Below are 26,791 nucleotides of genomic sequence, written 5' to 3' on the forward strand. Positions count from 1 at the left end.
CCCGCCGTGCGGGAGAGGGGAGAAAACCAGAGGGAAGAGGCGAGGCGAAAGCGGGTAGAAAAAACAAGCCAGTAGTACTCACATCCCCCGCGACGCCGCCATCCCCGGCGCTTCCGCCACGCGTCGCGAAATCTCCTGGCACGCTTCGATCAACGGCCGCACATAAGCCGCCTCCGGGTCCGGCTTCTGCCGGAAGCGCAGCGTACTCACGCTGACCGCCGCCACCGGTTGCCCCTGCGGATCGACGATCGCTGCCCCAAAGCAATAGATGCCCGCCTCGTTCTCCTCGGCATCGATCGACCACCCCTGCCCGCGAAACAACTCCACTTGCCTGGTCAGCGCATCAGTGGTCATGATCGTATCGGGCATATAGCGCGTGAAAGTCAGCCGCGCGATCAGTGCTGCTCTGGCGTCGGGCGCGAGCGCGCTCAGGTATGCCTTGCCGACCGCCGTCGAATGCATCGACACCGACGTGCCGATGCGCGATGCCATGCGTACCGCGCTGGTGCTCTCCAGCTTCTCGATGTAGATCATCGTGGTGTCGTTGGGCACGGCCAGGTGCACTGTCTCGCCGGTGAAATCGCGCAGCGCCTTCAGCGCATCCATCGCGGCCAGGCGCAGATCGGAGCGCGACCAACTTCGGCTGGCCAGTTGCATCAACCGGGTGCCCAGCGCCAGCGCGCCGGTGCCCGCCTGCTCGTGCAGCATGCCTTCGGCCACCAGGGCCGCCACAATCCGGTAGACCGTCGGGCGCGGATAGCCCGACACGCGCGCCAGCGCGGCCACGGTCATGGGCTCGTCGGCATCGGCCACGAGCTGCAGGACTTCCATGAACTTCGAGAATGCGGCGGTACCGGCCACCTTGGCCGATGTCGCGGACGATGTCGATGCGGGCATGATCGGGACAGTGTACGAACGCAGTCACGCATTATCCCTCCCCTGCCCGGCTCGCGGCGCCCTGGCCAAAAAAAAGACGCCGTGCGGAACACGGCGCCCAAAGCACTATCGCTACATCGACAGGATTCAGCGCAGCGGGACGAATAGCGGCATCGCCTCTTCCCAGATCGTATCGGTCAGCGGCCTCTTGTCCGAGCCGTCGGCGTTCATGGTCCAGTTCTGGCCGTCGGGCTGGAACGTGAAGTCATACAGCGCCACCTCGTCGCGGTACCCATACACGCCCGAGCTGTACAGGATGCGGCCGTCCCACGTCCACACCGCATGGCCGTCGTTGGCGCCGTGCGTGGTCAGGCGGGTCAGGTGAGAGCCGTCGGGCCGCACCGTGAAAACGTCGTAGTTGAAGCGGTTCGGGTTGGCCGGGTCCACCAGCTTGCGCGTGAACACGATGCGGCTGCCGTCAGGCGACCAGCCGGGCGTGTTGTCGGGCTCGGTGGTCAGCGTGGTGATGGCCCGCGTGTTGACGTCGATGATGCGCAAGCCCACTTCGGCCGGACTCCACACGCGATAGACGATCTTCGAGCCATCGGGCGAGTAGCTTGGGAAGCCCGAGTTGACGCTGCCGTCAGTCAGGAATTCGGGCATGCCGTTCATGCTGCCATCGGCCCGGATGCGCGCGATCCGTCCCGGACCGGCCGCACGCGTCAGGAACCACTGCCCCACGCCAAACGCCACCCACTTGCGGTCGGGCGACCACGTCGGCTGGAACGCGCCGGCCAGACCCTTGGCGATCAGCGTCGGATCCACGCCGCTGGTGGCCGGGTCATAGATGCGCGTATAGCCCGTGAAATCGGTATTGATGGTGGCGATCGATCCATTGATCGCCTTCTCGGTGTACACCAGCTTCTGGCGGTCGCGCGACAACTGCGGGAACACGTCGGTGTACTTGTACTGCCAGTTCTTGTCGAATGCGTACAGCTCGGTGCCATTGGTCCGTGCCGGCTGGAAGGCCACCTTCTCGTAGACCATGCGCAGGCCATCGGCGGAATAGTTCGGCGACCGCAGTCCCGAGCCGGCCGTCGAGCGGAACGCGCCTGCCGTGGTGTACAGGCCCTCGGTGGCGCCGCCCTTCACGTGGTAAGCAATCGTGCCGGCATTCAGGTACTGCGGAAACACCTTGTAGCCGGGGCTTGACGTAAGCGTCGTGCGCGCCAGCGTGCTCACGTTCACCGACACCACCTGCGAGCTGACCGCGTTGATCAGTTCCGGACGGTGCGCGCCCCACGTGGCCTCCTGCGTCGATTCATAGAACACCACGCTGGTACCGTCCGGCGACCAGGCTGGCGATCCGTCGGCCTGCCCGGCGCTGCCGGCAATGCGCCGGAAGCCCGATCCATCGGGACGAATCACATAGATCGCGCTTTCCTGGGTGCGCTCCCAGCCGTTGGGCAGGTCATGGCCGCGCCAGTCGGTGCCGACGTCGGAAGAAATCGCCAGCCACTGGCCGTCGGGCGACCACGACGGCCGGAAGTAACCGTGCGGCCGGCTCGGATCGAACGGCAGCGCGCCGGTGACGTTCTTCAGCGCACCCGTGGCAATGTTCAGCGTCCAGATGTTGGCCGTGGCCCAGCCGTCCGCGCCCTTGCGCGACGAGACGAAGGCGATCACGTTGGCGTCGGTGGGCGAGAAGACCGCCTGGTCGTCCACGGCGATATGGTCGGTCAGGCGCTGCAGGTGCGTGCCGTCGACCTTGACACGGAAGATGTTCGACTGGCCCAGCCCGTCGCGCTCGGACGTGAAGACCACCCACTGGCCATCCTTCGAGAACGATGCGTGGTAGTCGAAGCCCGTGGTGCCCAGCAGCCGGGTCTCGCCCGTGCCGTCGGCGTTGGACACATATAGCTCGGAGCTGACCGGGCCGATGCGGTTGAGCAGCAGTTCGCCCTTGACGGGTGTGCCGCCATGCGCGGCCGCGCTCGCCGACACGCCAGCCACGGCCGTGGCGGCCAGCAGAGTGCGAATAAATCGATAACGCTTCATCGTGTTTGTCTCCCTGTTCCGACTTTTTTCCCTGCGTTTAGAACACGTGCCGGATACCGGCCATGACCGACTGCTCCGAGCCGCCCGGCAGCGGCGGCGTGCCCGGCGGATTCGAGCTGACCGGGGCGGCCAGCGTGCCGCTGTTCTTGATCATCGACGCCGACAGGTACACCAGCGTGCGCTTGGAGAACGTGTAGCTGCCGCGCAGTGTCACCAGCACCGCCTTGTTGGGCGAGTCCTCGAACTTGTTCATCGCCACCATGCCGTCGATCGTGAACGCCTTGGCCACTGGCTGCGACGCGACGATCCAGTACAGGTTGCTCTTGGGCGTGGTGCTGCCTTCGTTGTCGCGCTTGAGCCAGCCCGCGCCCAGTTGCGTTTCGCCCAGTTGCAGGTAGGCGTTGACGGTCAGCCGGCTGTCGGTCAGGTTCGAATTGACCAGCCCGCCGTAAGTGGCGGCGGTGCCGCCATAGATGCGTTCGTATGCGCTGACGATGCCCCAGTTGCCGCCGTTGTACTTCAGGTAGGCCGAGTACTCGCGGCACTGCTTGGCGTCGCCCGCCACCTCGCCCGCGCAGTTCGTGGCGGACGGATTGTTGGCGGCAGCCGCGTCGCGCCCGAAGCTGTAGTTCAGGCCACCGCTGATCGGGCCGAAGGCACCGCGATAGGAAATCGAATTATCGGCGCGCGCATTGGGAATGCCAGCATCCAGCACGCCCAGGCCCTGCGAGGCGGCGGCGAAGATATCGGCATCGAGCATGCCGTAGTAGCGCATCGTGTACTGGCGGCCGAAGCTGATCGTGCCCCAGTCGTTCTGCAGCCCCACCCACGCCTGGCGGCCGAACATACGCGACTGGCTTTGCCCGCCCGTGTCGACCATGATGCCGCCTTCCAGCGTGAACAGCGCCTTGAGGCCACCGCCCAGGTCTTCCACGCCCTTGATGCCCCAGCGCGACGGCGCGCCGCCATAGCCCATGCGCGCCTGGCTGCCGGTGGCGGTGGGGCCGGTCTGCGCGCCGTGAATATATTCGATGCCCACGTCCACCAGCCCGTAGAGCGTGATCGATGTCGGCTGCGGCACGTTCTGCGGCACCTGCCCGACCTGCGCCCATGCGGGCGCGGCCAGCAGCGCCGCACCGTAGACGAAAACGCGTGCGCATGCGGCAATCCCTTGCTTCATGGTTTGTCTCCTCGATTTCATTATTTTTGCTGTGTGGGTTCGAATACCGCCCGGCGCACCGTTACCCTGCCGGTGCGCTCGTTTCCTTCTGTCGCTTGCCTCCCCTTCGCTCAGCCCAGACTGCCCGTCACGTCGTCGAACAGTTCGTCCACCGACAGGCGGCGCGGAATGATGCGCTGGTCCAGTGCCCAGTCGATAGCCAGCTGGAGGCCCTTGCGGTTGGCTTCGAGTCCAATCGGCGGAAACACGGCCGGCACGCCGCCTTCGGCCTGCGCGCGGGATTCGGCGATCATCCGGTACAGCTCGCGCACGATGTCGGGCCGCTGCCGCGAGACGTCCTGATGCACCACGAACATATGGTTGATCGGCACCACGCCTTCGCGTGCAAACCAGTCGCGTGCTGCGTCCTGCGCGTTCGGCACCAGCGTGCGTACGCGCGGGTCCTTGGGCATGTCCTCGCCCAGCAGCGCCGCCGCCAGCTCGCCGCGCAGCATCATGTCGGGGATCGACGCACCCTTGGGCAGCCGCTGGCAGTTGGCCGGGTCGGTGTACTCGGCCAGGTGCCCGTCGTTGAGCGTCATCCAGGTCACGCGGTCCAGGTCCACGCCGTACTCGTGGCGCAGGATGCCGCGAATCCACAGCGCGGTGGTTTGCGTGTAGGTGCGCACCCCCACCTTGCGGCCCTCGATGTCCTTGGGATCGAGCTGGCCGAAGTCGATGTTGAAGCCGGCGCAATGGTGCTGGAAGCGGCCCGAGATCGGCGTGGGCAGCAGCACGTACGGCTTGCCATACGCCTTGGCCTGCAGGAACGTGACGATGGCCAGCTCGCCGGCATCGAACGCGCTCTCGCGCACCATCGCCTTGAAGCCGTTATGCGCGGGCGTGGGGCCGCAGAAGTCGAGCTTCACCAGGTCGGACGACACACGGCCGTCGCGCATCGCCTGGGTGACCTTGTACTCGGCCAGGTTGGTGCGCAGCGTGGGTACGCCGTTTGCCAGGGCAGACACGTCGTTCATCGCGGCCTCCATCAGTAGCCCGCCATCTCGCGCGCCATGCCGGCCACGCCGTAGCTCTTGAGCGGCGCCGACATCAGCAGCCGGTAGCCCTCTTCCACCAGCCGCTTGTGGTTCTTGGCATTGACGTGCGGATTGCCCAACACCACGTTGTGCTTGTGGCAGGTCTCGACGATGCGGCGCATCGCGTCGGCCACCTCGGGGTGCTCGTACTGACGCGGAAAGCCCAACTGCTGGCTCAGGTCGCCTTCGCCGATCAGGATGAAGCCGATGCCGGGCACGTTCGACAGGATGTCGTCCAGGTTCTCGATGGCCTCGGTGCTCTCGCACATCAGCCCCACCAGGATCTCGCCTTCGGGCGCCAGCGGCCAGACGTCGGCGCGGCGATAGTAATCGGCCATCGACAGGCCCCAGTAGCGCGCCGCGTTAGCCGGGCCGTCGCCGCGAATGCCCTTGGGCTCGTACAGCGGCGCGTGCTTGGGCCGCGCATAGCGGCAGGCGGCCACGGCGTTGTAGGCCTGTTCCACCGTGGACACGTGCGGCCAGATCACGCCGTAGCAGCCACGATCCAGCACTTGCTTGGCGAAGGACTGGTTCATCTCGGCGCCGTTGGCCGGAATGCGCGCGATGGGCGTGACGCCGGGCGCCATCGACCCGCGTTCGGCGATGGCCTTGCGGTTCAGCATGTACTGCAGCGAATCGCCCAGTGCCGAGACGTCGTACGGGTTGTGTTCCATCTCGAACACGATGCCGTCATAGGGCGCGTCGCTCATCTCGATGGCGGTCTGCTTGTCGAGCTTGGAAAACGCGGCGAATGCGGGCTTGCCCGATTCGAAGGCGCGGATGATGCCGTTCAGGCGGGTGTCGGTCATGTCTTATCCCTGGCTGTTCGATAGATGGTTTGCGGAGGGCTCAGTCCTGGCCCTTCCAGTACATGAAGCCCATGCCCTCGCCGGTGCCGGCGGGCGTGCGCCAGCACGGCACGTAGTCCACCAGCGTCATGGCGGCGCCGGTCTGCTGCATGGCCTTCATCACGCTGACGTAGAGCTTGATCTCGGAAGTGCCCGACTGGTATGAGCGGTCGTCCACGGCGGCCAGGCCGTCGTAGTCGTAATCGGCCAGCATGGCCATGATGCGGTGGTCGAAAGCCTCGTCGTTGACGAAATGCGACAGCCCGCCCGACGCGAAGATGCCCACGCGCACGTCCTCGGGCCACGCCGCAATGGCGTCGCGCAGCACGCGGCCGAACTCGATGCAGCGCGCCATCGACGGCTGCGTCGGCGGGTAGAAGCAGTTCATGATCACGGGCACGTGCGGCGGCGGGTTGTCGCCCATGATCTGGTGGTAAACAAAGCTGTACGCGTGCGGCACCACCGGATACTCGGGCAGCGGCTTCATCCAGACGTTGTCGGGCCAGGCGAACAGATCGGTCAGGTCGAAGTTCTCGCGCTGGAAATACTCGATCAGGTACCGTGCCAGCTTCGGATGGCATTCGTGCGTCACGTGCTGGTCTGGTGCGTACACCGCGCGCTGCGGCGGGCCGTTGTGCACGTCCTTGCCGGTGTAGATGGCAATCGACGGCGAGAAGTCCGTGAAGATCTCCTTCTGGTCCTTGCCCAGGATGATCGCCACGTCGATGTCGGCCTCGCGATAGGCGGCCGCCATCTTGTCCAGCGCCACGCGGCAGCGCGCGGCGCGCGCGGTGCGTTCCTCGATGGTCAGGTATTTCTCGAAGGCCGCCTCGCGGTGGGCCTCCAGTTCCGGATAGGTCCAGGTGCGGTTGCGGAACCACAGCTCGGGGTTGGCGCGGTCGCGCTCGCCGTTCTTGAGCCAGTCCTCGGGTGCCTGGCCAAGCATGCCGCTGTGCGGTACGGCCATCCCGAATACGATTTTCGCCATGACGATGTGTTCAGAAGATTGAAGGATGCAGAGGGTGGATCACGCCTCGGCCGGGTGTGCGGCTTCCTGCGGCGCGGCCAGCTTGGGCGCCCATTCGGGGCGGAACAGGATGGCGGTGGCCAGTGCGCCGATCACCAGGAAGACCAGGATCACGAGCATCGGCAGGTCGTAGCTGCCGCTCACGTGCAGCAGCCAGCCCGACAGGCTTGCCGCCACGCCGCCGGCCAGGCTGGTGGCCACCTGCTGCACGCCGGTGACCAGGCCGATGGCGGGCTTGGGAATCAGCGTCAGCCGCGACAGCGCCAGGTTGTTGGCGGTGGTCAGGCCGAGCAGCGACAGCGACAGCACGTTCCAGAACAGAGCCATGTCCAGCGACCTGGCATGCGCGCCCAGGAGCACCGTGCAGCCGCCGATGAAGCCGGCGATGATGAAGACCTTGCGCACCCGGACCGCATCGTGGCCACGGGCGATCACGCGGTCTGCCGCCCAGCCGGCCACGGCCGCCACGATGGCGATGCCGGCAAAGCTCACGAACGTGTAGAGGCCCGATTCCTTGAGCGACAGTCCGCGCTGCTCGACCAGGTAGGCCGGCATCCACGTCATGCAATAGAACGTGAAGTAGCCGTAGCAGAAGTTGGTGATCATCCCGCCCCACACCACGGGGCTGGCCAGGATGCTGCCCAGCGTGACCGCGCTGGCCTTGCGGTGCGCCACGGCCAGTTGCGCCTTCGACGGAAAGTCGTTGCGCACCAGCAGCAACCACGGCGCCAGCCAGATCAGCCCCACCACACCCGTGGCGATGAACATGAACTGCCACGAGTAGTTGACGATCAGCCAGGCACCAACCGGCGCGCCGATGGCCGGGCCGAACTTGTTGCCCATGGCCAGCAGGCCCACGGCCAGGCCGTTCTGGCTTTCGTCGAAGTTGTTGCGGATCCAGCGGTAGCTGGCGGGAATGACGATGGCCTCGGCCATGCCGATGATCAGCCGCATCGCCACCAGCCCGGCCAGCGCCGTGACCGCGCCCATCATCGCCGTGGCCACGCACCACGCGGCAAAGCAGACCGCATAGGGCCACTTCACGCCGTAGCGGTCGGCCACCCAGCCCATCGGCACCTGGAACAGGCCATAGGACCAGAAGAACGCCGAGTTGACCCAGCCACGGTCCACGCTGGACAGCGCGAATTCCCGGACGAATGCCCCATCGGCCAGTGCCGACGATATGCTGGTGCGATCGACGAACGAAATCAGCACGCCCAGCGCCAGCAACGCGAGGATGGTCCAGCGGCTCAGCGCGGCAGCTGGTGGCGACGCTGCCGGGGTTGCCGGCGACGCATGCGCGGTTCGGGATGTCTCCATATGCCTCCTTGTATGCCGTGCCGTCTTCTCAGGACAGCGCCGGATAGAGCGTCTGCGCCGTCTTGCCGAACACCCACGCCCGCTCGGTCTCGTTCAGGCACGCCAGCCCCTGCTGCGCGGTGGCCAGTATCTCGGCCAGCGTCCCCGGCGACGTCGGGAAGTTCGAACCCCAGGCCAGGCGCTCCGCACCGAACGCTTCCACCACACGCGGGAAGAACGTCTCCGCGCTGGCGCGCTCCTTCCTCACGTCGCCGAAGATGCGTGGCGTGAGCTTCAGGTAGATGTTCTCCAGCGCAGCCAGCTCGAACAGGCTGTGCGCAGCCGCGTACGGCGGACCATCGGCCACTTCGGGGCGGCCCAGGTGGTCCAGCACGATGCGCACGGTCGGAAACCGATTGGCCAGCGCCGTCACCTGCGGCAGACCCACCGGGCCGGTCTGGATGCACATCGGCAGGCCCAGTTCGGCGCACAGCTCCCACGCCGGATGCGCACGCGGATCGTCAAGTTCGCTCGGATCGAATTCCTTGGTGCTGCCGCCGGTGAACAGGCGCAGGCCCGCCAGGCCGCGTTCGACCCAGTCGCGGATGCGCTGCGGCGCGTCCGGCTGCAGCACGTCGACCGAGCCGACCGCGACCAGCCGGCCCGCGTACTGGTTGCAGCCATCCACCACGTAGCTGTTGTCGAAGCCGTACGTGGTGGACGAATGCACCACGGCAGCCTTGGCCAGGCCGGCGGCGTCCATTGCGGCGATCAGCGTCTCGACCGTGGTGGGCCGCTCTTTCGACCATTCGGAGCGCTTGCCGAACAGCGGTGCCGGCGGATAGCGCGTCTCGTCGTCGGCGATGATGTGCGGGTGGATATCGATGATCTGGGGTTGTGTCATGGCCGGTGTCCTTACTTGCCGCGTGCCTTGAGCCGCGCGTCCAGGCGCGGGTACACACGGCGTGCGTTGCCTTCGAAGATCTTGTAGCGGTCGGCATCGTCGAGTGCCGGGCAGGCATCGAGATAGCGTTTGGTGTCGTCGAAGTTGTGGCCGGTGTCGGGGTCCTTGCCGCGCACGGCGCCGATCATCTCGGAGCCGAACAGCACGTTGGTCGACGGAATCACCTTGGTCAGCAGCTCCACGCCGGGCTGGTGGTAGACGCAGGAATCGAAGAACACGTTGTCGAGCAGCCCTTCCAGCGGACGCTCGCGCATTTCCAGCGACATGCCGCGATAGCGGCCCCAGTGGTACGGCACTGCCCCGCCGCCATGCGGAATCACCAGGCGCAGCGTCGGGAAGTCCTTGAACAGGTCGCCCTGCAGCAACTGCATGAACACCGACGTATCGGCATTGAGGTAGTGCGCGCCGGTGCCGTGGGCGCACGGGTTGCACGACGCCGCCACGTGGATCATCGCCGGCACGTCCAGGTCCACCAGTGCCTCGTACAGCGGATACCACGAGCGGTCCGTCATCGGCTTGCCGGTCCAGTAGCCGCCCGACGGATCGGGGTTCAGGTTGCATCCGACAAAGCCAAGCTGCTCCACGCAGCGGCGCAATTCGGGGATGCAGTGGGCCGGATCGGCACCCGGCGACTGCGGCAACTGGCATACGGGCGCGAAGTTGTCCGGGTACATCTCGGTGACGCGATAGACCAGGTCGTTCGAGATCTCGGCCCATTCCAGGCTCGTGCGTTCATTGCCGAGGTGGTGGCTCATCAGCCCGGCAATCGGCGAGAACAGCGTGAGGTCGCTGCCGCGCTGCTGCTGCAGCTTGAGCTGGCCATTGCCCACGCCTTCGCGGATTTCGTCGTCGGACACATGCGCGCCGGCGCGCGACGGTGCGTTGGCCGGGTCGTTTGCAAATTCCACCTGCTTGGCACGCCAGGCGCGGAACGATGCGGGGACGGTCGTGAAGTGACCGTGGCAGTCGATGATCATGATGCGTTTTCCGTAAGAATTCAGCGGGCCAGCGGATCCACGAACAGTTCGTGGATGGTCATGCGGCGCGGCGTCAACCCCTGTCTGAAGGCGGTGGCCTCCAGCGTCTCGATGGTCTTCAGGTTTTCCGCGAGGCCATACGGCAGCGGATCGTGGCCGACGATCTTGCGCAACTCGATGTACTTCTTGTCGCTGGCGCTGGTGGCCTGGCCGGCGTCAAGCCGGGCCAGCCATTCCTGCTTGGCCTGGGCGAAGGCGTCGTAGATCGACCTGGCGATCCACGGATGCTCGGCCAGCACCGCATCCTTGACAACGATGGTGCCGTGCATCGGATAGACGCCCGTGCGTGCGTAGTAGTCGGCCTCCAGTTCGGTCGCGTTGGGCAGCAGGTCGGGATAGTCCGCTTCCACCTCCTTCCAGCCGCCGGTCGGCGCGCCGGTGCGGCCAATGCCCGCCGCCGCCGCAAAGCCCGCCGACAGTTCGCCGCTGGCCATCATGTCGGCCAGCGAGCTGCCGGCCGGCGCATGGATGACGTTCGACGGCAGCTTCAACTGCGTGACGTGCTCCTCGTCGTCGACCACCCAGGTCACCTTGGCATCGTCCAGCCCGAACTCGTCGATCAGCACCTGGCGCGTCCACACGCCGGTGGTCACCGAATAGGCACGCACGCCCACCTTGCGGCCTTCCAGGTCCTTCGGATGCCGGATACCGGCGTCGGGGCGCACCAGCAGCCCGCCATGGTGGAAACGGCGCACCACGAAGATCGGCAGCGCCACGAACGGCGCGCCGTGGGCACGCGCAATGATGTACGTGGTGGGCGCCAGTTCGCAGACGTCGAACTCGACATCGCGCACCATGCGGCGGAACGCGCCGATCTGCGGCTGCACGGTGACGAATTCGGCATCCACGCCTTCGATGGGAATGGTGCCGTTGCGGATGGCCGAGGTATGCGGGTGCTCGGCAATCGCGATCTTGAGCGGGACTTTCTTTGCCAACTGCTTCTCCTTTGGGTGTTGCACGCCCGGCGGCGGCATCGCCTTGGCCGGCGCCGGACGCAACGTCTCGATGGGGAGCAAGAATAGGCAGCGGGCCGCGCCGCGTCCCTACACAAAACGCAGATTCGCTGGGACTTTTTTGAATGAACGGGCAACCGGTGCACAATGGCCCGCCTGGCAAGACACTGGCGGCTAGGGGTCATCCCTGAGCCGAGCGGGAAATCCCGGCAAAGCTGCGTTTTGTGCAAGGACGCCCGCCGGGGCATCCCCTACGCTTGCGCGCTGAATCCATGGACCGGCGAACAGAACGATGACAACGAAGAACTTGCGGAGACAGGCATTGCAACGGTGCGGCGCGCTGGCGGCGCTGGCCACGGTAGGGACACTTGGGGCACTGGCGACGTTTAACCCGCCGCTCGCGCGGGCCGCTACCCCTGCCGCCCCGCCCAAGGCGGCGGAGCTGGTCTACGTCGGCATGCAGGAGCGCCAGATTCGCGCGCTGGCGTTTGACGCGGCCACCGGCACGCTGACGTCGCTGGGCACCGTGGCGGAGGGATTGCGATCCACCTGGACGCTGGCGCATCCGACGCTGCCGGTGCTCTACGCGGTGGACGACGACAACACACGCGAAGGCAGCGTGACCGCATTCGCCGTGAGCCGCGAAACCGGCGCGCTAACCCGCATCAACGAGGTGGCCAGCGGCGGCAGCGGCACCACGTACCTGTCAATGGACGTGCCGTCGATGACGCTGCTGGTGGCTAATTTCGGCGGCGGATCGTCGTCGAGCATCGCCGTGCAGCGCGACGGCAGCCTGGGCGCGCGGGTCTCCACCATCCGTGAAACCGGCTCGGGGCCGCATCGGCGCCAGACCAGCGCACATGCGCACGGCATTGTCGTGGACCCGACCGGCCGCTATGCGCTGGTGTCCGACCTGGGCGCGGACCGCGTCTTCGTGTACAGCTTCGACCGGACCACGCGCGAGATGTCACGCGACGATGCGGCCAACCCCGCGCCGTTCGTGGCCACGCCGGGCAGCGGCCCCCGCCACATTGCGTTTGGTCCCGACGGACGCGTGGCCTACCTGCTCAACGAGCTGACGGCCGAGATCGTGGTGCTGCGCTGGGACCCTGCGCACGGGTCGCTGACTGCCGTGCAGACGCAGCCGATCAGCAGCAGTGCCTTCGTGGGGGTGAAAAGCGGCGCGGAACTGACGGTGAGCCGGGACGGCCGCTTCGTCTACGTGGCCGATCGCGGCGAGAACACGCTGCTGGTGTACCGCATCGCGCCGGGCACGGGCACGCTGTCGCTGGTACAGCGCGTGCCATCGGGCGGAGAGCGTCCGTGGTACTTCGCGCTGCATGAATCGGGCAAATGGATGCTGGTGGCCAACCAACGCGGCGGCCGGGTCAACGTGTTCGCAATCGACCCGGCATCGGGCCGACTGGCCGATACCGGCCACGCGGTGGACATCCCTTCGCCGGTCAGCCTGACTTTTGTGAAGTAGGCTGCTGGCGCGCGGTGGCGCGGAACTGACTGGGCGTCTGCCCCACTTCCTTGCGGAAGAAACGCGTGAAGTACGCGGCATCGGCAAACCCGAGCCAGAACGCGATCTGCTCCACCGACATGTCCCCGAAGATCAGGCTGCGCTTGGCTTCGGTAACGATGCGCGCATGGATTAGCTTGGTGGGACTCTGCCCGGTGGCCGACGCGCACGCGGCGCGCAACTGCACGGGCGACACCGCCAGCTTCGACGCGTAGTCCTGCAGCGACAGGTTGTCGCGATAGTGCTGGTCGATCAGTTCGCGGAACCGCTCGGCCAGCCGGATATCGTGGCGCGCGGCGCCATCACCGCCCGCCACATCGAGCGTGGTGCCACGCACCAGCATCAGCAGCAGCGTCGTCAGCAGCGCCTCGGTGCCCACCACATGGCCCACGCTCTGCGACATCACCTCCTGCTCCAGCGCGCGGATCAGCCGGTGGAACTCGATTTCCGTCTCAGCCGAATACGCCAGCGAGATCATGCGCGGCGCCGTCCAGAGCTGCACGAACGCCTGCAGCTTGGCATTGAGCTGCGACAGGTACGTGACGTCGATGGTCACCACCCAGCGGTCCACATCGATCTCGTAGTCCAGGCCGTGCACGCATTCGGTAGGCAGCAGCAACGCGCACGGCCCCTCGAACGGCACGCTGCTGCCTTCCAGGTTCATCACCCCCTTGCCGCTGCGCACGAAGATCACCTGCCCGTAGGCCGGATGCGCATGGGGCTCGGTCTTCCAGCGTCCCCGTTCGGTGACGTGGCCGACATTGACAAACCAGTCTTCTTTCTTTTCCTCGGGCTCGACGTAGAGCCGGACCTTGGGCACCGTGGTAGGTGCCTGGTTCGGTTGGGCGATGCGCGAATGCCTTGCGGCAGCGGCGTGTGCCATGAACTGTCTCCTGGGCCGCGGGATCGTCTAGGTCTTGCCGTCTTGAAAGGCCGGCGCCCGTCCCGCTTGAACCGTGTTTTATGCCGCCGGGCGCATGTCATGCGTGACATCGTGCGGCGGGCAATCGCGCCATTCTAGACGGGAGCGTGGGCAGGCTCAACGTGCGGGGCGTTACGGATTGTTGGCGGCTACGCTGTCACAGGCCCGACAGGTTTCTCGCCAGATAGTCGGCGAACGCGCGTGCGGCCGGCTTTGCCGCGCGACCCGCTGCGAAGACGGCGTTGACGTCCATCGGCCCGAGGGACCAGTCCGGCAGGATCTGTACGAGCGTGCCTTGCGAGACTTCCTCGCGGCAGCCCCAGCGGCCCAGGCATGCGATGCCGAGTCCGGCGATGGCGGCCGTGGCGGCGGCTTCGTTGACGTTGACCACCAGCCGGCCCTTCAGGTGTACCGACGCCTCGCGGCCCTCGCGCTGGAACGTGAAGCCGGCCAGCGCGGCCGGGCCGACGATGATCGAATGCGATGGCAGTTCCGCCGGCGTGGCGGGCACGCCGGCGCGCTCCAGATAGGCTGGCGAAGCCACGAGCATGCGGTGCGAGACACCAATCTTGCGGGCGGTGGCCGAGGAGTCGGCCAGCGTCCCGAAGCGCAGCGCAACGTCCACGCCCTCCGCCACCAGGTTCTGCCGCTGGTCGGTCATCGTCATTTCCACGCGCAGGCCCGGATGCCGGTCCATGAAGCCGGGCAGGCGCGGGATGATCTGCCGAATCGCAAAGCTGGCCGCCACGCCAACGCGCAGCAGGCCGCGCAATTCCCCCGATCCGCGTGCGGCGTGATCGGCTTCATCGAGCGCGGCAAGAATGGGTTCGATGCGCGCCAGATAGTCGGCACCGGCTTCAGTCAGTGTGACGGCGCGCGTGGTCCGCGTCAGCAGCGCGGCGCCGACCTCGGTCTCCAGCCCGGAAACGATGCGGGACACCGACGGCTGGGACAGGCCCAATTCACGCCCCGCCACGGAGAAGCTGCCGCCGCGCGCCACGCGGACAAACAGGCGCAATGCAAAAATCCGGTCACTCATGGTGTCTCACGGGTGCTGGATAGTCGAAGGATCAGGCAGGATATTCATTTGAACAGCAAATATATCATAGTCGCCACAGCCATCTACCGAGCGACTCCCGAATGAACGAAAGTTGTCTCCAACGAAGCAGCGCATCCCGCCAGACGCTTCGCCCCAAGACCAGGAGTCAATCATGTCCTTGCAAGAAAAGCTCGACGCATTCAAAGCCGTGGTGGAATCGGGCGCCCCGCCCTACAACCTGCCGCGCGAGATCGTGGATGCCATGCACCGGCACACCGATGAACTGATTGCCAGCGGCCAGGCCGGCCGGGCCCGCAAGGCCGGCGACCAGGCGCCCGTGTTCACGCTGAACGATGCCAACGGGCATGCGGTGGACCTGGGCGATCTGCTGGCCAAGGGGCCGGTGGTCGTGACGTTCTATCGTGGGGTCTGGTGCCCGTACTGCAATATGGACCTGCAGGCACTGGAAGCGGTGCGCGCCGATATCGAGGCACGTGGCGCGACGATGGTGGCCATCTCGATGCAATCGGCTGCCAACAGCCGCAAGTCGGTGGCGCAGAACAAGCTCGGGTTTCCGATTCTCAACGACCCGCGCGGCGAAGTGGCCGATGCGTTCGGGCTGCGCTTCGCCCTGCCCGACTACCTGATCGACGTCTACAAGAACGTGTTCAAGAACGATCTTACCGTGGTCAATGACGACCCGTCGTGGACGCTGCCGATGCCGGCGCGCTACGTCATCGGCCAGGACGGCACCATCGCCTATGCCGAGGTGAATCCCGACTACACCCAGCGCCCGGACCCGAGCGAAATGCTGCCCACGCTGGATCGACTGCAGCAGGCGGCGGCGTAAAGCCAGGGCCGGCCAGCATCTGGCCGGCCCCACCCATCACGACTTCGCGGTGCGCAGCGTCCGGAAGCTCGTCCGCAGTTCGTCGCTGAAAGCCTTCGGCTGCTCCCATGCCGCGAAGTGGCCGCCCTTGGGCAGGCGGTTGAAGTGGATCAGCTTCGGGTAGGCGCGTTCGGTCCAGCTACGCGGCGCCGCATAGATTTCGTCGGGGAACACGCTGACGGCCACCGGAATGCGGATGTTCTTGATATCAAAGAACGCCAGCTTGTTTTCCCAGTACAGCCGTGCCGACGACACCGCCGTGCGCGTGAGCCAGTACAGGGTCACGTTATCGAGCACGTCGTCGCGCGAGAGCCCTTCGGGCTTGCCATCGAACACGCGGGCAATCATCGCCTGGCTGGCCGCGTCGTGGTCGAGCATCCATGCGGCCAGGCCGATCGGCGAATCCTCGATGCCGTACAGCGTCTGCGGGCGATTGGTCATCTCGATTGCGTAGCCCAGCCCGTGCTTGTAGAACGTGTCGAGCTGTTCGTAGGCGTGCTGCTCGTCGGCCGACAAACCCGCCGGCGCCGGCTCGTTGTACTTGAGCGCCTTCGAGATGCTGGCCGGCAGCGTCGCCGGCATGTTGACGTGAATGCCCAGCAACTCCGGCGGCGCGATCACCGCCATCTGCTCGGTCACGGCGTCGCCCCAGTCGCCGCCCTGCGCCACGTATTGCTTGTAGCCGAGACGGTTCATCAGCACGATCCAGGCACGGGCAATGCGCACCGGGTCCCATCCGGTGGCGGTCGGCTTGCCCGAGAAGCCATGACCGGGCAGCGACGGAATCACGACGTCGAACGCATCCGAAGCCTGGCCGCCATGCGCCGTAGGATCAGTCAGCGGGCCGATGATCTTCAGTTGTTCGATGATCGAGCCGGGCCAGCCGTGCGTGACGATGACAGGCAGCGCGTTCGGGTGCTTCGAGCGGACATGGATGAAATGGATGTCCACGCCGTCGATGTTCGTCAAGAACTGCGGCAAGACATTGAGCCGCGCTTCGACCTTGCGCCAGTCATATTGCGTGGCCCAGTAGCGCGCCAATTGTTGCATGGTCAGCAGGCGCACGCCCTGGCTGTCGTCGCTGACCGTTTCGCGTGTCGGCCAGCGCGTAGCCGCGATGCGGCGACGCAGATCGGTCAGTTCTTCCTGCGGAAACGCGACCCGGAACGGCACGATGGCGTCGGTGCCGGGTGCCGGCTTCGCGGGCGCGGGCGCCGCGAAGGCGTCGCTGGAGAGCGCGTCGAGGCCAAGGCCATATCCCGCCGCAGCGGCGGAGACGCCAAGGAAGCCGCGCCGGCTGACGCGCTTCGGTTCGAGGTTGTCGATGGGGTGCATGTGAGCTCCTGGATGCTTTCGTATCGGGAGGAGAGCCATAGGGCCCGGTCCATTGCCCGTATTGAAGGCGACGCACGTATCCCGCGCATTGCAGACATGCGGTCCATCGTGTTGTGATGTATCGGAGCGTGGGGCGGATACGTTGGGTTACAAAGCGGGTCTTGCTCAGGCCGGCTCAGCCCCGCCCTGCACAATCACAAAGTTCACGAATGCCCGCAGCGGCGCGGGCATATGGGCGCGACTCGGATAGTAGAGAAATGGCCCCGAGAAGCCTTGCCACCACTCTTCAAGAATCGGCACCAGTTGGCCGGCTGCGATCGCGGGGCCGACGTACTCCTCGAACGAGTAGATGATGCCCAGCCCGGCCACCGCCGCGTGGAGTTCGAGGTCGATGCCCGAGCCAATCAGCGGGCCGTTTGGCGTCACCCTTATCGATTTGCCACGCCGCGCGAACTCCCAGGCGCCCAGTACCCTGCTCTTGAAGCGATGGCCGATGCATGCGTGCGACAGCAGTTCGCGCGGATGCGTGGGCGTGCCCTTTTCCGCCAGATACGCGGCCGATGCGGCGGCGACAAAGCGCTGGCGGCGCGGGCCGATGGGTATCGCCACCATGTCCTGCTCGAGTCGCTCGTCATAGCGGATGCCGGCATCGAAGCCTGCGGCCAGTACGTCGATAAACGTGTCCTCCGCCGCGACGTCGATGGTAATGCCAGGATGCAGCTTCAGGAACCGGCAGATCAGGTCTGGCAGGATCGACCGCGCGACAATCGTCGGCACGTTGAGCCGCAAGGTGCCTTTGGGGCTGTCGCGATAGCTGTTCACGCTGTCGAGCGCGCCAGCAATATCCTTGAAGACGGGAGACAACTGCTCGAAGAGCCGGCGCCCCGCATCCGTGGCCGTGACGCTGCGGGTCGTGCGATTGAGTAAACGAACGTCGAGCCGGTTTTCGAGCCGCCGGATGGCCTCGCTCAGCGACGACGGCGACACGCCGCGCGTGGTGGCTGCCGCCCTGAAGCCTCGCGCACGCACGACGGCCATGAAGGCATCCAGGTCTGAAAGATCGGGCTCGGTCATTTCTGTTGAGTCATGCAAGCCGGCGCAATTGGCACGGCAAGATTGGCCGCCATTGTGCGAAAAACCAAACAACCTGTTCTGGCTGCACCGGATTATCGCACACTGAATCGCGACCCATAATCCGGCTAACCGTCCGATGCGGCGGCACTAACCAGCATGAGGAATGAGATGAACCACATCAAACTTGGCCAGACCGATATGACCACTTCCGTGCTTGGCCTGGGGTGCATGGGCATGTCGGGCATGTACGGCCCATCGGATCGTGCCGAAAGCATCGCCACCATTCATGCGGCCCTGGAAGCCGGCGTGACGCTGCTGGATACGGGCGATTTCTATGGCAGCGGCCATAACGAACTGTTGATCGCCGAAGCACTGAAATCCGCGCCGCCGTCGCGCCGCGACTCGGCGATTATCAGCGTCAAGTTTGGCGCAATGCGCGATCCCGACGGCGGATGGTCGCTCTACGACGCCCGACCTGCCTCGGTGAAGAACTTCCTCGCTTACTCGTTGCAGCGCCTAGGGGTGGATCACATCGATATCTACCGCCCCGCCCGGCTCGACCCTAACGTACCCATCGAGGACACCGTCGGCGCCATCGCCGATATGGTCAAGGCCGGCCATGTCCGCGCCGCGGGCCTGTCGGAAGTCGGCAGCGACACCATCCGGCGTGCCGCCGCCGTGTGCCCCATCAGCGATCTGCAGATCGAGTACTCGCTCATTTCCCGCAATATCGAAGAGGACATCCTGCCCACCTGCCGCGCACTGGGCATCAGCGTCACCGCGTACGGCGTACTGTCCCGCGGCCTCATCAGCGGTCACTGGCAAAAAGCGGCGGCCGGCGCCGGCGACTTCCGCGCCATCAGCCCCCGCTTCCAGGCAGAAAACGTCGACCGCAATCTGGCCCTGGTAGAAGCGCTACGCAAGGTCGCCGACCGACTGGGCGTAACCGTCGCCCAACTGGCCATCGCCTGGGTCGCCGCGCAAGGCAACGACATCGTTCCGATCATCGGCGCACGCCGCCGCGACCGGCTGACCGAGGCGTTGGGCGCGCTGGATGTCAAATTGGGCGAGGAAGATTTGATGGCAATTTCACAAGCTGTGCCAAAGGGGGCTGCGGCTGGGGAGAGATATCCTGCGGCGCAGATGGCTCGGCTGGATAGTGAGGTGTGATTGGGGTTGGTGGGGCTGGGGCGGATTGAGGGACAATTGACCACTGGATAAGAGGGGCGTTTGTTCCACGCCCTCATCGTTCAGCGCTTGCCGCCATTGAACGCCTTGAAAGTCTTCACGTCGGCTACCTTGTAAACCAGCTTGAGTGTGGAGTTTTTCGACGGTGGAACCCGCCCCACATAGGCCGACCTCACAAATGCGGCACTTCCATTGCCATTGCTTTCCATCACGCAGACATACTGACGCCCACGCTGGCGCAAAAACGCATAGGAAGCGAGGCTTGGCTGATCAATTCCTTTCGGCTGGAAGCGACCCACAGCAACCGCTTGCGCGATATAGCCGCGATACGGCCCAACGAAGATGTAGTCGTTGCCGTCGCGCTTGCTGGTCGCGTAGCCGATGCCAAGCCTGTTGTTGTCGCTGGCGGGCGTGAATAGCTCGTAGCCGGATACTGGAACTTCGTCTACCAGCTCTGCCGCGCCCTCGATTGGCGAAATGGAAATAGAGGTGTCTGTTGGCCTGTCGAACAAGAGACAACTATCAATCACCGCAGCGGGCACCGCCCTCGCATGGGCGGTCATTGAAGCCGCAAGCAGGAATGGAAGGATTAGCAACCGTGTCACCTGTACTCCTTCGCGCGCATCGTTTTGATCCAATCCCGACCGTACCGCCAGAAGATCGTGCCGCCCACGCCTGCCGTCGATTCGTATACTCAGGAATAGCGCCCAACTTCCTCCCGCACAGTTCTTACCTGCCCGTCTACGCGCCTTTTTTGACTGTCTTGTATAGGATCTTCGTTTCCCCGAATCGCTAATCCCGTAAATATTGTGACTCGGACCCGTGATACGGATTCCGAGCTTTACCTTCGCGTGCTTCTTGTAGTTTGATTTGATATCTGCACCATCCCAGAAATATGCACCGTCCGAAAAGTCGGCGCCCCCAGAAAAGGCATTCCTTTCAGCCTTGACCGCATCAGACATCGATGGACTCTTCTCGATATCCCTCTCCGCTGCCTTCATCAGTTTTGCGTATCGAGCATTGCCGTCCTGGAAACGCGTATCCGGTATCTATCCCCTCTCAATCCGCTGTGATGAACAGCCAGCAGATCCTGGATGCCTGGAAGTTGGCGTGAGACCTGATTGCCGCAGACGCGATCAGCGCCGGCCTCACAGCGTCGCAAAAGTGACAGTGGAAAGATATGCGGCAGGTCAAACGGAGAGTCGGAATGCAACTGCCTATCCGGCAAATCCAGACAGCCCCGAGGTCTCCGGCATGCCCCGCTCAGGCTCCCCCTACGCCGGCCCACCCTTCCGAAGCATTCGGCTATAGGAAACCAGCATCTTTGCGAACTCGCCCGTGATAGGCGGCAGCGGCACCGCTGTTCGCTGTACCAGGCACAGGTCGGCTGGCGGTATGGCCTCGGCAATGCGGATCTCTCTCAGGGCATCCATGAAGCCCTCCTGCTCCAGCGAGATTCTGGGCGCGAGAAACAACAGGTCTGTCCGTGACACCAGGTTGAGCGTGTCAAAGAGCGATTCCACTGTCACCGCAATATTTGGCGTTTCCAATCCAGCGTTGTGGAACAGGTCCACGAGCCGGTTGGACGGCAATCCAGCCTGGCCGGGCGGCCGGGTATTTACCCACTCGCAGTCGGCCAGTGCCTTGATGCTCCGCGCCTTTTCGTTCGGATGTCCGAGCCTGCAGACGATGACGGGGTCTGACTTGGTCAGTCTGGTGCTGGTGAGGTCCGTCATGTCCGTCTTGCGCGACACAAGCGTCAGCGCGAAGTCGAGCCTCCCTTCGCGAATGCCGGACAGCAGCGAGCTTGACGGGCCGCTCGCCAAATGGACGGAGAATTTCGGGAATCGCTGCCGGAACGCTCGCAGCACCGGAGGAACGACGCGCGCAAACGCTTCGGATGACACGCCGACGTTCATCGAGCCGACTGGATTCCCCTGGAAGCTCTGGAACTCCTGCTCTGTCCGGTCGCATTCCCCAAGAATGATGCGTGACCGCGCCAGCAAGGTCTCACCGGGTCCGGTCAGCACAATGCCCCGGTTTCCTCGCGCAAACAGGCTTGCGCCCAGCGATGATTCCAATCGCTTGATTTGCTGCGTCAGGCCGCTTTGCGCCAGGTCCAGTGATCTGGCTGCCGCGCGAATACTGCCGTGCTCGACGACGGCGACGAAAGCGCGAAGCTGGTCCAGCGTCATGATGAGAGATATATCGAAGTGTTCAACACGTCAAAGTGAACACCTTTCAATATCTCCCTGTCAATCCTGTATGAACTCCGCATCCGTCATGCAGGCAGACCTGCGCGTTCGCCGAGGTCCCAGTAGAGTCCCGCCATCATCTGCAGCCCCTCGCGGGTGACGCTCGTGAGCATATGTTCGTCAGGCCCGTGCTGAGCGCACGCCGGGTAGGAGTGCGGCACCCAGATAGTCGGAAGGCCGAGTACGTCGGCGAAGACATCGTTTGGCAGCGTTCCCGCCAGGTTCGGCAGGATCGCCGGCAGCACCCCTGTGCTCGATTCAATCGAGCCAGCCACCCATGTCACCCACGGGTGATCGACATCCAGCCGCGTTGCGGCCCCGCTCATGGTCACGTCGATGGCAACGTCCGCGAAGCCTTGGGCATCAAGGTGGTTACGCAGGATCGTTTCCAGTTGCTGCCAAGGCGTGCCGACCACGAAACGCAATTGGCAATGGGCCACTGCCGAAGATGGAATGGCGTTGACAGGCCGCTGAGCAGATCCGGCGCCCAGCGCCAGCACCTCGATGGTGTTCCAGGCAACCAGGCGCTCCGCTGGCGAAAGACCGGGCTCGCCCCACCCGGGCGTGAACGCCGGGTCGTCCTTGCCGCCACCCAACTCGATGTCAGCCAGCGCAGCCTTGACGGCGGCGGGGATCGCGGGCGGAAACAGCTCGGGGACAAGCATCTGCCCGCTTGCATCGACAATGGTCGACAGCGCGTTAGCCAGGATGGTGCCCGGATTCGAAATCACGCCGCCCCAGTTGCCGGAATGGTAGGCGCGCTCCCTCGCCTGAACGGTGAGACTGAAGTTCACCATGCCGCGCGAGCCGAGAAACAGCGTTGGCCGGTCTGCCCTGACACGGGGTCCGTCGCAGCCGATAAACAGGTCGGCCGCTAGTTGCCTTGCATTGGCCCTGCAGAACTCGGCCAGCCCCGGAGACCCGGCCTCCTCGCCCATCTCCATCAGCACAATCACGTTGTAGCCAAGCTTTCCATCGCGCGCCGCCAGCGCGTATTCCAGGCCGGCAAGGTTGATACTGTGCTGCCCCTTGTTATCGGCCGTCCCTCTGCCATACCAACGGTCCCCATCCACCGCAAGGGTCCAGGGACCTTCGCCTTTACGCCAGCTTGGCTCCTGACCGTTGACCACGTCGCCATGGCCATAGGTCAGCACTGTCAGCAGCGTCGGGTCTTCAATGCGCCGTCCCACCAGGAACGGCCCCCCTTTCGCATCGGGGTTCGGGGACACTTCGACCTGGAATCCAAGCCGCTCGAGCCAAGGCACGATCTCGGCATCGAAGTAGTGTCCCAGCGTGGCAGGGTCCGCACCCAAATCGCTTTCGGAACGAATGGAAACGCGCCGGGAGAGGTCTGCAAATAGCTGACCGGATTCCAGATGGTTGACCGCGGACGCAAGGGCGGCAGAACGGGACATATCGAACTCGCTTGGATGGATAAGATAGCCGTCCACACCCGACGGCCGCGCCGACCGACCGGCCGGACAGGTCAGTCCTGCATCATGTTGTTGGCTTTTGCCACCGGCGTAAGCGTCACCGTATCCGCCTTGACCGATTCGGTGTACTTGGCAGGCGCGCCGTACTCGGGCTCGAAGCCCAGGTTCACCAGCTTCTCCTGCAAGCCAGGGTCCGCCATGGTCTTCGCCAGTTCCGTCACCAGCTTCTGCCTGGCCGCTGCCGGGACACCCTTCGGCGCCACGATGGCAAACCAGGAATCCATGCGGAAGCCGGGGAAACCGCTCTCCGCGACCGTCGGCACATTCGGCAGCATCGGATTGCGCTTGGGCCCAGTGACAGCCAGCGCGCGAATCTTGCCGCTCTTCAAGGCAGCCACCGATGCCGGCACCGCGTCGAAGCTAAGCGGAATCTGGCCGCCCATGACGTCAGTCATCGCAGGCGCACTGCCCTTGTACGGGACGTGAAGCACCTTAACGCCCGCCGCATTCCACAGCATCTCACCGGCAAAATTCACGGTCGAACCGGTGCCGTGCGAGCCATAGGAGTACGTTCCCGGCTTCGACTTGATATCGGCCAGCAGTTGAGGCAGGGTCTGCGCCGCCACGCCCTGGTTGGCCAGCAGCACCAGGGAATTGCTTCCCAGCACACCGATAGGGTCGAAGCTCGTGTCCGCGTTGTAGTTCAGCTTGCGATAGATGATGGGGTTCACCACAAAGGTGGTGGAGGTTCCCAGCAGCAGCGTGTAGCCATCCGGCGTCGAGCGCGCCACGGTCTCGGCGCCGACAATCGTGGCCGCACCTGGCTTGTAGTCGATGACCACCTGCTGCTTGAGGCGTTCGCTCAGTTGCACCGAAACCAGTCGAGCGACGGAGTCGACGCTGCCACCCGGCGGAAACGGAACCACCAGGCGGATGGGGCGATCAGGAAACTCTGCCAGGGCAGCGCCGCTCGACAGCATCGCGATGGAAAGGCCAACACAGGAAACGAGAATCCGCGGGAACGACATCTTTCACTCCAAATATCAGTGGGATGGTGCTTGCATACGAGCTTCAGGGTTCTCCGGCTGGCTTGACCAGGCGGTGGTTGGCGGAAAGAGACGCTGGGAATCGACGCCGTACCTCCGGGTGGTTTCCACCTCTATATAGGTACGGCGCTAAAGCAAAAGCAAGATCCGGGGCAGCAGCTAGTCAAAGGCGCGCCCGCATCCTGCGATCAAGCCTTGGCAGGCGACTTGTCGCGTTCGAAGTTGACGATACGGTTGAAGTCCTCGCCATCGGCCAGGGCCGAGGCGCTCGACTTCCAGATGTCTCCGATGACCGACACCGTCGGCAGGCTCAGGCCGAGTGCATCGCCAAGCGACACGGCAAGGTTCACGTCCTTGCGCATCAGTTGCATCGTGAAGCCGGAGCTGTACGTGTTGTTCAGGATGCGGGTCGGGTAGTTGAACAGTGTCACACCGCTACGACCCGAGCCGGCATTGACGGCCTCGATCAGCTGGTCCGTCGAGATGCCTGCTGCGTTGGCCAGGCGGAACGCCTCGCTGGCGGTCACCAGGTGCGAAGCCGTCAGCAGGTTGTTGATGAGCTTGGCCACGTGGCCGGCGCTGACTTCGCCGATATGGAAGCGCTTGGTACCCAGGGCCGACAGAATCGGATTCGCATACGCCACGTCCTCTTCCGAACCGCCGATAAACATCGTCAGTTCGCCCTTCATCGCACCCGTCGGGCCGCCACTCACCGGTGCGTCGACAAAGCGGAAGCCCTTCTCCTTCAGCGCAACCGCCAGTTCACGCGTGATCTGCGGGTCGGCTGTCGTCGTGTCAATCAGCAGCGTGCCTGGCGCGGCGTTGGCCAGCAAGCCTTCCTCCCCTTCCAGCACGGCGCGAACAATGGCCGAGGTCGGCAGCGACAGCACAATCGCCGAGCATGCCTTGGCCAGTTCCGGCAGGCTCGATGCCAGCGGAATGCCAGCGTCGCGCGCGACCGCGGAGACCTGTTCCGACTTGTCCAGGCCCAGCACTGCGTAGCCCGAACGTTGCAGGGTCAGGGCCATGCCGCGACCCATGTTGCCCAGGCCAATCACACCAACCGTCTTGAAGTTTTCCATTTTGGAACCTGATAGAAGAATGAAGAACAGGAAGGCTGGCTCTCAGCAGCCTTCGGCAATCGGCACCCAGACGCTCTTGGTCCTGGTGTACTCGTAGAGGCATTCCGCGCCGCTGGACCGGCCATAACCGCTGCTGTCGTTGCCACCGAATGGCGTGGCCACATGCATGTCCCGGTACATGTTGACCCACAGGAGTCCTGCATTGACCTTGGCGACCACGCGATGGGCGCGCGCCACATCGCGCGTCCAGACGGCGCCAGCCAGGCCGAACTCGCTATCGTTGGCAATGGCGATGGCTTCCGCTTCGGTATCGAACGGAATCGCCACCACGACCGGCCCGAATACTTCTTCGCGCGCAATCCGCATGTCGTTGCGCACGTGCTTGAGCACCGTCGGCTTCACGTAGAAGCCGTTGCCCGTGGCTTCGCTCACACCGCCGGTCAACAGCTCGGCGCCTTCGGACAGGCCCATCTCGACCATGCGGTTGATGCGGTCGAACTGGGCGCGATTGTTGATGGGACCACCCTCCGCCGACTCATCCAGCGGATGGCCAATGCGATAGTCGGCGATGGCTTCTCCGACTGCCGCCACGAACTCATCGTAGACGCCGCGCTGCACCAGCAGGCGCGACCCGGCGGCGCAGTTCTGCCCCGTGTTGGCGCATGCCGCGATGACGGCGGCTTGAGCGGCCCGCACCAGGTCGGCATCGTCGAACACGATATTGGCCGACTTGCCGCCGAGTTCCAGCAAGCAGGAAATCGGACGCTGCGCGGCGGCCGCATTGACTGCGCGTCCGGTCTGCGTCGAGCCGACGAAGACGACCTTCTTCACCAGCCGATTCGAAATGGCCGCATCACCAATCGTCTTGCCCAGGCCGTTGACGACGTTCAGCGTGCCCGCTGGCATCCCCGCCTCGCGAGCAAGCCTGGCCATCGCCAGTGCGGTCAGCGGTGTGAGCTCCGACGGCTTGAGCAGTACGCTGTTGCCCATGGCAAGCGCCGGCGCGACATTCCACGCGGCCAGGTAGATCGGTGAATTCCAGGGGGTAATCGCCAGCACCACACCCAGCGGCTCGCGCAGTGTGTAGTTCAACTGGCCACCGGGCACGGGGATGACGTTGCCCAGGAATTTGTCGGTCCAGCCCGCGTAGTAGCGGAAGATTTCAGCGACGGCCGCCACCTGTGCGCGCGCCGCCTTGATGGCCTTGCCGCTGGTAATCGCTTCCAGACGGGCCAGGGGTTCGGCATCGCGCTGAATCAGCTTGCCGAGCTGCGCCATGACTTCGCCCCGGCGTTGGGCAGAGAATGCGGCCCAGTGCTTCTGACCGTCGTGGCAGCTCCGGACAGCGGCACCCACCACGTCTGCATTGGTATCCGCGAACTGAAGCAGCGTCTGCTCGCTGGCTGGGTCCACCAGCGACAGCGTTGCACCATCACCGGGCACCATCTCGCCAGCAATGTAGGAACCCATCGCCTCGGCACCAATCAGGGACTGCACCAGCGAGTTGAATTCCGACGAAGAGTTTTCCATGCTCACGACCTTCCGAGAGGGGCAACCGGTCAGTCCGGCCTGCCAATGTGAAGCAAGTCTATGAGCGGAACCGGGTCCTGCAGAAGATGCAATTTCTGTTCTCATGTTCACTTCTTGTTCTCACGCGGGTTCCCCCTACCCTGCAATCACTTTTC

Annotated in this window: 23 protein-coding genes; 3 read left to right on the top strand and 20 right to left on the bottom strand. The window is 64.7% G+C overall.

Annotation, left to right across the window (positions count from 1 at the left end; genetic code table 11):
- Nucleotides 1-78: 78 nt before the first annotated feature.
- From MFF62_RS01340 to MFF62_RS01385, 10 genes are all read right to left on the bottom strand, one after another.
- Nucleotides 79-897 (bottom strand): IclR family transcriptional regulator, encoded by an 819-nt coding sequence (locus MFF62_RS01340; RefSeq protein ID WP_238259129.1) that lies wholly within the window; start codon nucleotides 895-897, stop codon nucleotides 79-81.
- Between the two features lie 126 nt (nucleotides 898-1,023).
- Nucleotides 1,024-2,934, bottom strand: coding sequence for a hypothetical protein (locus MFF62_RS01345; RefSeq protein WP_238259130.1), 1,911 nt, complete (start codon nucleotides 2,932-2,934; stop codon nucleotides 1,024-1,026).
- Between the two features lie 37 nt (nucleotides 2,935-2,971).
- Nucleotides 2,972-4,114, bottom strand: a complete 1,143-nt coding sequence (locus MFF62_RS01350) for a porin (RefSeq protein ID WP_238259131.1) — start codon at nucleotides 4,112-4,114, stop codon at nucleotides 2,972-2,974.
- 110 nt (nucleotides 4,115-4,224) lie between these two features.
- Nucleotides 4,225-5,130 (bottom strand): substrate-binding domain-containing protein, encoded by a 906-nt coding sequence (locus MFF62_RS01355; protein ID WP_238259132.1) that lies wholly within the window; start codon nucleotides 5,128-5,130, stop codon nucleotides 4,225-4,227.
- Nucleotides 5,131-5,141: 11 nt separating this feature from the next.
- Nucleotides 5,142-5,999, bottom strand: coding sequence for an HpcH/HpaI aldolase family protein (locus MFF62_RS01360; protein WP_238259133.1), 858 nt, complete (start codon nucleotides 5,997-5,999; stop codon nucleotides 5,142-5,144).
- A 40-nt stretch (nucleotides 6,000-6,039) separates the two neighbouring features.
- Nucleotides 6,040-7,026 (bottom strand): DODA-type extradiol aromatic ring-opening family dioxygenase, encoded by a 987-nt coding sequence (locus MFF62_RS01365; protein WP_238259134.1) that lies wholly within the window; start codon nucleotides 7,024-7,026, stop codon nucleotides 6,040-6,042.
- A gap of 39 nt (nucleotides 7,027-7,065) precedes the next feature.
- Nucleotides 7,066-8,385, bottom strand: a complete 1,320-nt coding sequence (locus MFF62_RS01370) for an MFS transporter (protein ID WP_238259135.1) — start codon at nucleotides 8,383-8,385, stop codon at nucleotides 7,066-7,068.
- 28 nt (nucleotides 8,386-8,413) lie between these two features.
- A complete protein-coding gene (locus tag MFF62_RS01375) occupies nucleotides 8,414-9,268 on the bottom strand; it encodes an amidohydrolase family protein (RefSeq protein ID WP_238259136.1) in 855 nt (284 codons plus the stop codon).
- 11 nt (nucleotides 9,269-9,279) lie between these two features.
- Nucleotides 9,280-10,305: an amidohydrolase family protein gene (locus tag MFF62_RS01380; RefSeq protein ID WP_238259137.1), complete on the bottom strand. Its 1,026-nt coding sequence runs from the start codon at nucleotides 10,303-10,305 to the stop codon at nucleotides 9,280-9,282.
- Nucleotides 10,306-10,325: 20 nt separating this feature from the next.
- Nucleotides 10,326-11,300: a PhnD/SsuA/transferrin family substrate-binding protein gene (locus MFF62_RS01385; RefSeq protein ID WP_238259138.1), complete on the bottom strand. Its 975-nt coding sequence runs from the start codon at nucleotides 11,298-11,300 to the stop codon at nucleotides 10,326-10,328.
- Nucleotides 11,301-11,610: 310 nt separating this feature from the next.
- Between MFF62_RS01385 and MFF62_RS01390 the strand changes: the two genes are divergently transcribed.
- Entirely contained in the window at nucleotides 11,611-12,804 is a 1,194-nt protein-coding gene (locus tag MFF62_RS01390) for a lactonase family protein (RefSeq protein WP_238259139.1), read from the top strand.
- Here the strand turns inward: MFF62_RS01390 and MFF62_RS01395 are convergent.
- The gene (locus tag MFF62_RS01395; protein WP_238259140.1) at nucleotides 12,782-13,726 is read right to left on the bottom strand and encodes a helix-turn-helix domain-containing protein; all 945 of its coding nucleotides are present in this window, start codon (nucleotides 13,724-13,726) and stop codon (nucleotides 12,782-12,784) included. The two genes, MFF62_RS01390 and MFF62_RS01395, sit on opposite strands and share 23 nt — an antisense overlap.
- A 196-nt stretch (nucleotides 13,727-13,922) precedes the next feature.
- The gene (locus MFF62_RS01400; RefSeq protein ID WP_238259141.1) at nucleotides 13,923-14,804 is read right to left on the bottom strand and encodes a LysR family transcriptional regulator; all 882 of its coding nucleotides are present in this window, start codon (nucleotides 14,802-14,804) and stop codon (nucleotides 13,923-13,925) included.
- Nucleotides 14,805-14,976: 172 nt separating this feature from the next.
- On the opposite strand from MFF62_RS01400, the gene MFF62_RS01405 reads away from it, so the two are divergent.
- Nucleotides 14,977-15,654, top strand: coding sequence for a peroxiredoxin-like family protein (locus tag MFF62_RS01405; RefSeq protein WP_238259142.1), 678 nt, complete (start codon nucleotides 14,977-14,979; stop codon nucleotides 15,652-15,654).
- Nucleotides 15,655-15,690: 36 nt separating this feature from the next.
- Here the strand turns inward: MFF62_RS01405 and MFF62_RS01410 are convergent, their stop codons facing one another.
- Nucleotides 15,691-17,028 carry an epoxide hydrolase family protein gene (locus MFF62_RS01410; protein WP_238259143.1) on the bottom strand — a complete coding sequence of 446 codons (1,338 nt, stop codon included), beginning with the start codon at nucleotides 17,026-17,028 and terminating at the stop codon, nucleotides 15,691-15,693.
- Between the two features lie 165 nt (nucleotides 17,029-17,193).
- Complete coding sequence (locus MFF62_RS01415) at nucleotides 17,194-18,102, bottom strand: LysR family transcriptional regulator (RefSeq protein ID WP_238259144.1); 909 nt, start codon at nucleotides 18,100-18,102, stop codon at nucleotides 17,194-17,196.
- Nucleotides 18,103-18,270: 168 nt separating this feature from the next.
- Here MFF62_RS01415 and MFF62_RS01420 point away from each other — a divergent pair, with 168 nt between their 5' ends.
- Nucleotides 18,271-19,272, top strand: coding sequence for an aldo/keto reductase (locus tag MFF62_RS01420; RefSeq protein ID WP_238259145.1), 1,002 nt, complete (start codon nucleotides 18,271-18,273; stop codon nucleotides 19,270-19,272).
- Between the two features lie 80 nt (nucleotides 19,273-19,352).
- On the opposite strand, the gene MFF62_RS01425 is transcribed toward MFF62_RS01420, so the two are convergent.
- From MFF62_RS01425 to MFF62_RS01450, 6 genes are all read right to left on the bottom strand, one after another.
- Nucleotides 19,353-20,291: a hypothetical protein gene (locus MFF62_RS01425; RefSeq protein ID WP_238259146.1), complete on the bottom strand. Its 939-nt coding sequence runs from the start codon at nucleotides 20,289-20,291 to the stop codon at nucleotides 19,353-19,355.
- Nucleotides 20,292-20,564: 273 nt separating this feature from the next.
- Nucleotides 20,565-21,485, bottom strand: coding sequence for a LysR substrate-binding domain-containing protein (locus MFF62_RS01430; protein WP_238259147.1), 921 nt, complete (start codon nucleotides 21,483-21,485; stop codon nucleotides 20,565-20,567).
- A gap of 86 nt (nucleotides 21,486-21,571) precedes the next feature.
- Nucleotides 21,572-22,960: a M20 family metallopeptidase gene (locus tag MFF62_RS01435; protein ID WP_238259148.1), complete on the bottom strand. Its 1,389-nt coding sequence runs from the start codon at nucleotides 22,958-22,960 to the stop codon at nucleotides 21,572-21,574.
- Nucleotides 22,961-23,031: 71 nt separating this feature from the next.
- Entirely contained in the window at nucleotides 23,032-24,006 is a 975-nt protein-coding gene (locus MFF62_RS01440) for a Bug family tripartite tricarboxylate transporter substrate binding protein (protein WP_238259149.1), read from the bottom strand.
- Nucleotides 24,007-24,212: 206 nt separating this feature from the next.
- Complete coding sequence (locus MFF62_RS01445) at nucleotides 24,213-25,106, bottom strand: NAD(P)-dependent oxidoreductase (protein WP_238259150.1); 894 nt, start codon at nucleotides 25,104-25,106, stop codon at nucleotides 24,213-24,215.
- Nucleotides 25,107-25,148: 42 nt separating this feature from the next.
- The gene (locus tag MFF62_RS01450; protein ID WP_238259151.1) at nucleotides 25,149-26,636 is read right to left on the bottom strand and encodes an aldehyde dehydrogenase family protein; all 1,488 of its coding nucleotides are present in this window, start codon (nucleotides 26,634-26,636) and stop codon (nucleotides 25,149-25,151) included.
- Nucleotides 26,637-26,791 lie beyond the last annotated feature (155 nt).

The sequence above is a fragment of the Cupriavidus pauculus genome (genome assembly GCF_022179805.1).
GTDB lineage: Bacteria > Pseudomonadota > Gammaproteobacteria > Burkholderiales > Burkholderiaceae > Cupriavidus > Cupriavidus pauculus_E.

What these genes read in the sequence shown, in the direction of transcription:
- MFF62_RS01340 (WP_238259129.1), bottom strand. Translation starts at nt 897, where the DNA reads ATGCCCGCATCGACATCGTCCGCGACATCGGCCAAGGTGGCCGGTACC.
- MFF62_RS01400 (WP_238259141.1), bottom strand. Translation starts at nt 14,804, where the DNA reads ATGAGTGACCGGATTTTTGCATTGCGCCTGTTTGTCCGCGTGGCGCGC.
- MFF62_RS01365 (WP_238259134.1), bottom strand. Translation starts at nt 7,026, where the DNA reads ATGGCGAAAATCGTATTCGGGATGGCCGTACCGCACAGCGGCATGCTT.
- MFF62_RS01430 (WP_238259147.1), bottom strand. Translation starts at nt 21,485, where the DNA reads ATGACGCTGGACCAGCTTCGCGCTTTCGTCGCCGTCGTCGAGCACGGC.
- MFF62_RS01390 (WP_238259139.1), top strand. Translation starts at nt 11,611, where the DNA reads ATGACAACGAAGAACTTGCGGAGACAGGCATTGCAACGGTGCGGCGCG.
- MFF62_RS01420 (WP_238259145.1), top strand. Translation starts at nt 18,271, where the DNA reads ATGAACCACATCAAACTTGGCCAGACCGATATGACCACTTCCGTGCTT.
- MFF62_RS01395 (WP_238259140.1), bottom strand. Translation starts at nt 13,726, where the DNA reads ATGGCACACGCCGCTGCCGCAAGGCATTCGCGCATCGCCCAACCGAAC.
- MFF62_RS01350 (WP_238259131.1), bottom strand. Translation starts at nt 4,114, where the DNA reads ATGAAGCAAGGGATTGCCGCATGCGCACGCGTTTTCGTCTACGGTGCG.
- MFF62_RS01360 (WP_238259133.1), bottom strand. Translation starts at nt 5,999, where the DNA reads ATGACCGACACCCGCCTGAACGGCATCATCCGCGCCTTCGAATCGGGC.
- MFF62_RS01440 (WP_238259149.1), bottom strand. Translation starts at nt 24,006, where the DNA reads ATGTCGTTCCCGCGGATTCTCGTTTCCTGTGTTGGCCTTTCCATCGCG.
- MFF62_RS01410 (WP_238259143.1), bottom strand. Translation starts at nt 17,028, where the DNA reads ATGCACCCCATCGACAACCTCGAACCGAAGCGCGTCAGCCGGCGCGGC.
- MFF62_RS01345 (WP_238259130.1), bottom strand. Translation starts at nt 2,934, where the DNA reads ATGAAGCGTTATCGATTTATTCGCACTCTGCTGGCCGCCACGGCCGTG.
- MFF62_RS01375 (WP_238259136.1), bottom strand. Translation starts at nt 9,268, where the DNA reads ATGACACAACCCCAGATCATCGATATCCACCCGCACATCATCGCCGAC.
- MFF62_RS01380 (WP_238259137.1), bottom strand. Translation starts at nt 10,305, where the DNA reads ATGATCATCGACTGCCACGGTCACTTCACGACCGTCCCCGCATCGTTC.
- MFF62_RS01370 (WP_238259135.1), bottom strand. Translation starts at nt 8,385, where the DNA reads ATGGAGACATCCCGAACCGCGCATGCGTCGCCGGCAACCCCGGCAGCG.
- MFF62_RS01450 (WP_238259151.1), bottom strand. Translation starts at nt 26,636, where the DNA reads ATGGAAAACTCTTCGTCGGAATTCAACTCGCTGGTGCAGTCCCTGATT.
- MFF62_RS01405 (WP_238259142.1), top strand. Translation starts at nt 14,977, where the DNA reads ATGTCCTTGCAAGAAAAGCTCGACGCATTCAAAGCCGTGGTGGAATCG.
- MFF62_RS01435 (WP_238259148.1), bottom strand. Translation starts at nt 22,960, where the DNA reads ATGTCCCGTTCTGCCGCCCTTGCGTCCGCGGTCAACCATCTGGAATCC.
- MFF62_RS01425 (WP_238259146.1), bottom strand. Translation starts at nt 20,291, where the DNA reads ATGAAGGCAGCGGAGAGGGATATCGAGAAGAGTCCATCGATGTCTGAT.
- MFF62_RS01445 (WP_238259150.1), bottom strand. Translation starts at nt 25,106, where the DNA reads ATGGAAAACTTCAAGACGGTTGGTGTGATTGGCCTGGGCAACATGGGT.
- MFF62_RS01415 (WP_238259144.1), bottom strand. Translation starts at nt 18,102, where the DNA reads ATGACCGAGCCCGATCTTTCAGACCTGGATGCCTTCATGGCCGTCGTG.
- MFF62_RS01355 (WP_238259132.1), bottom strand. Translation starts at nt 5,130, where the DNA reads ATGAACGACGTGTCTGCCCTGGCAAACGGCGTACCCACGCTGCGCACC.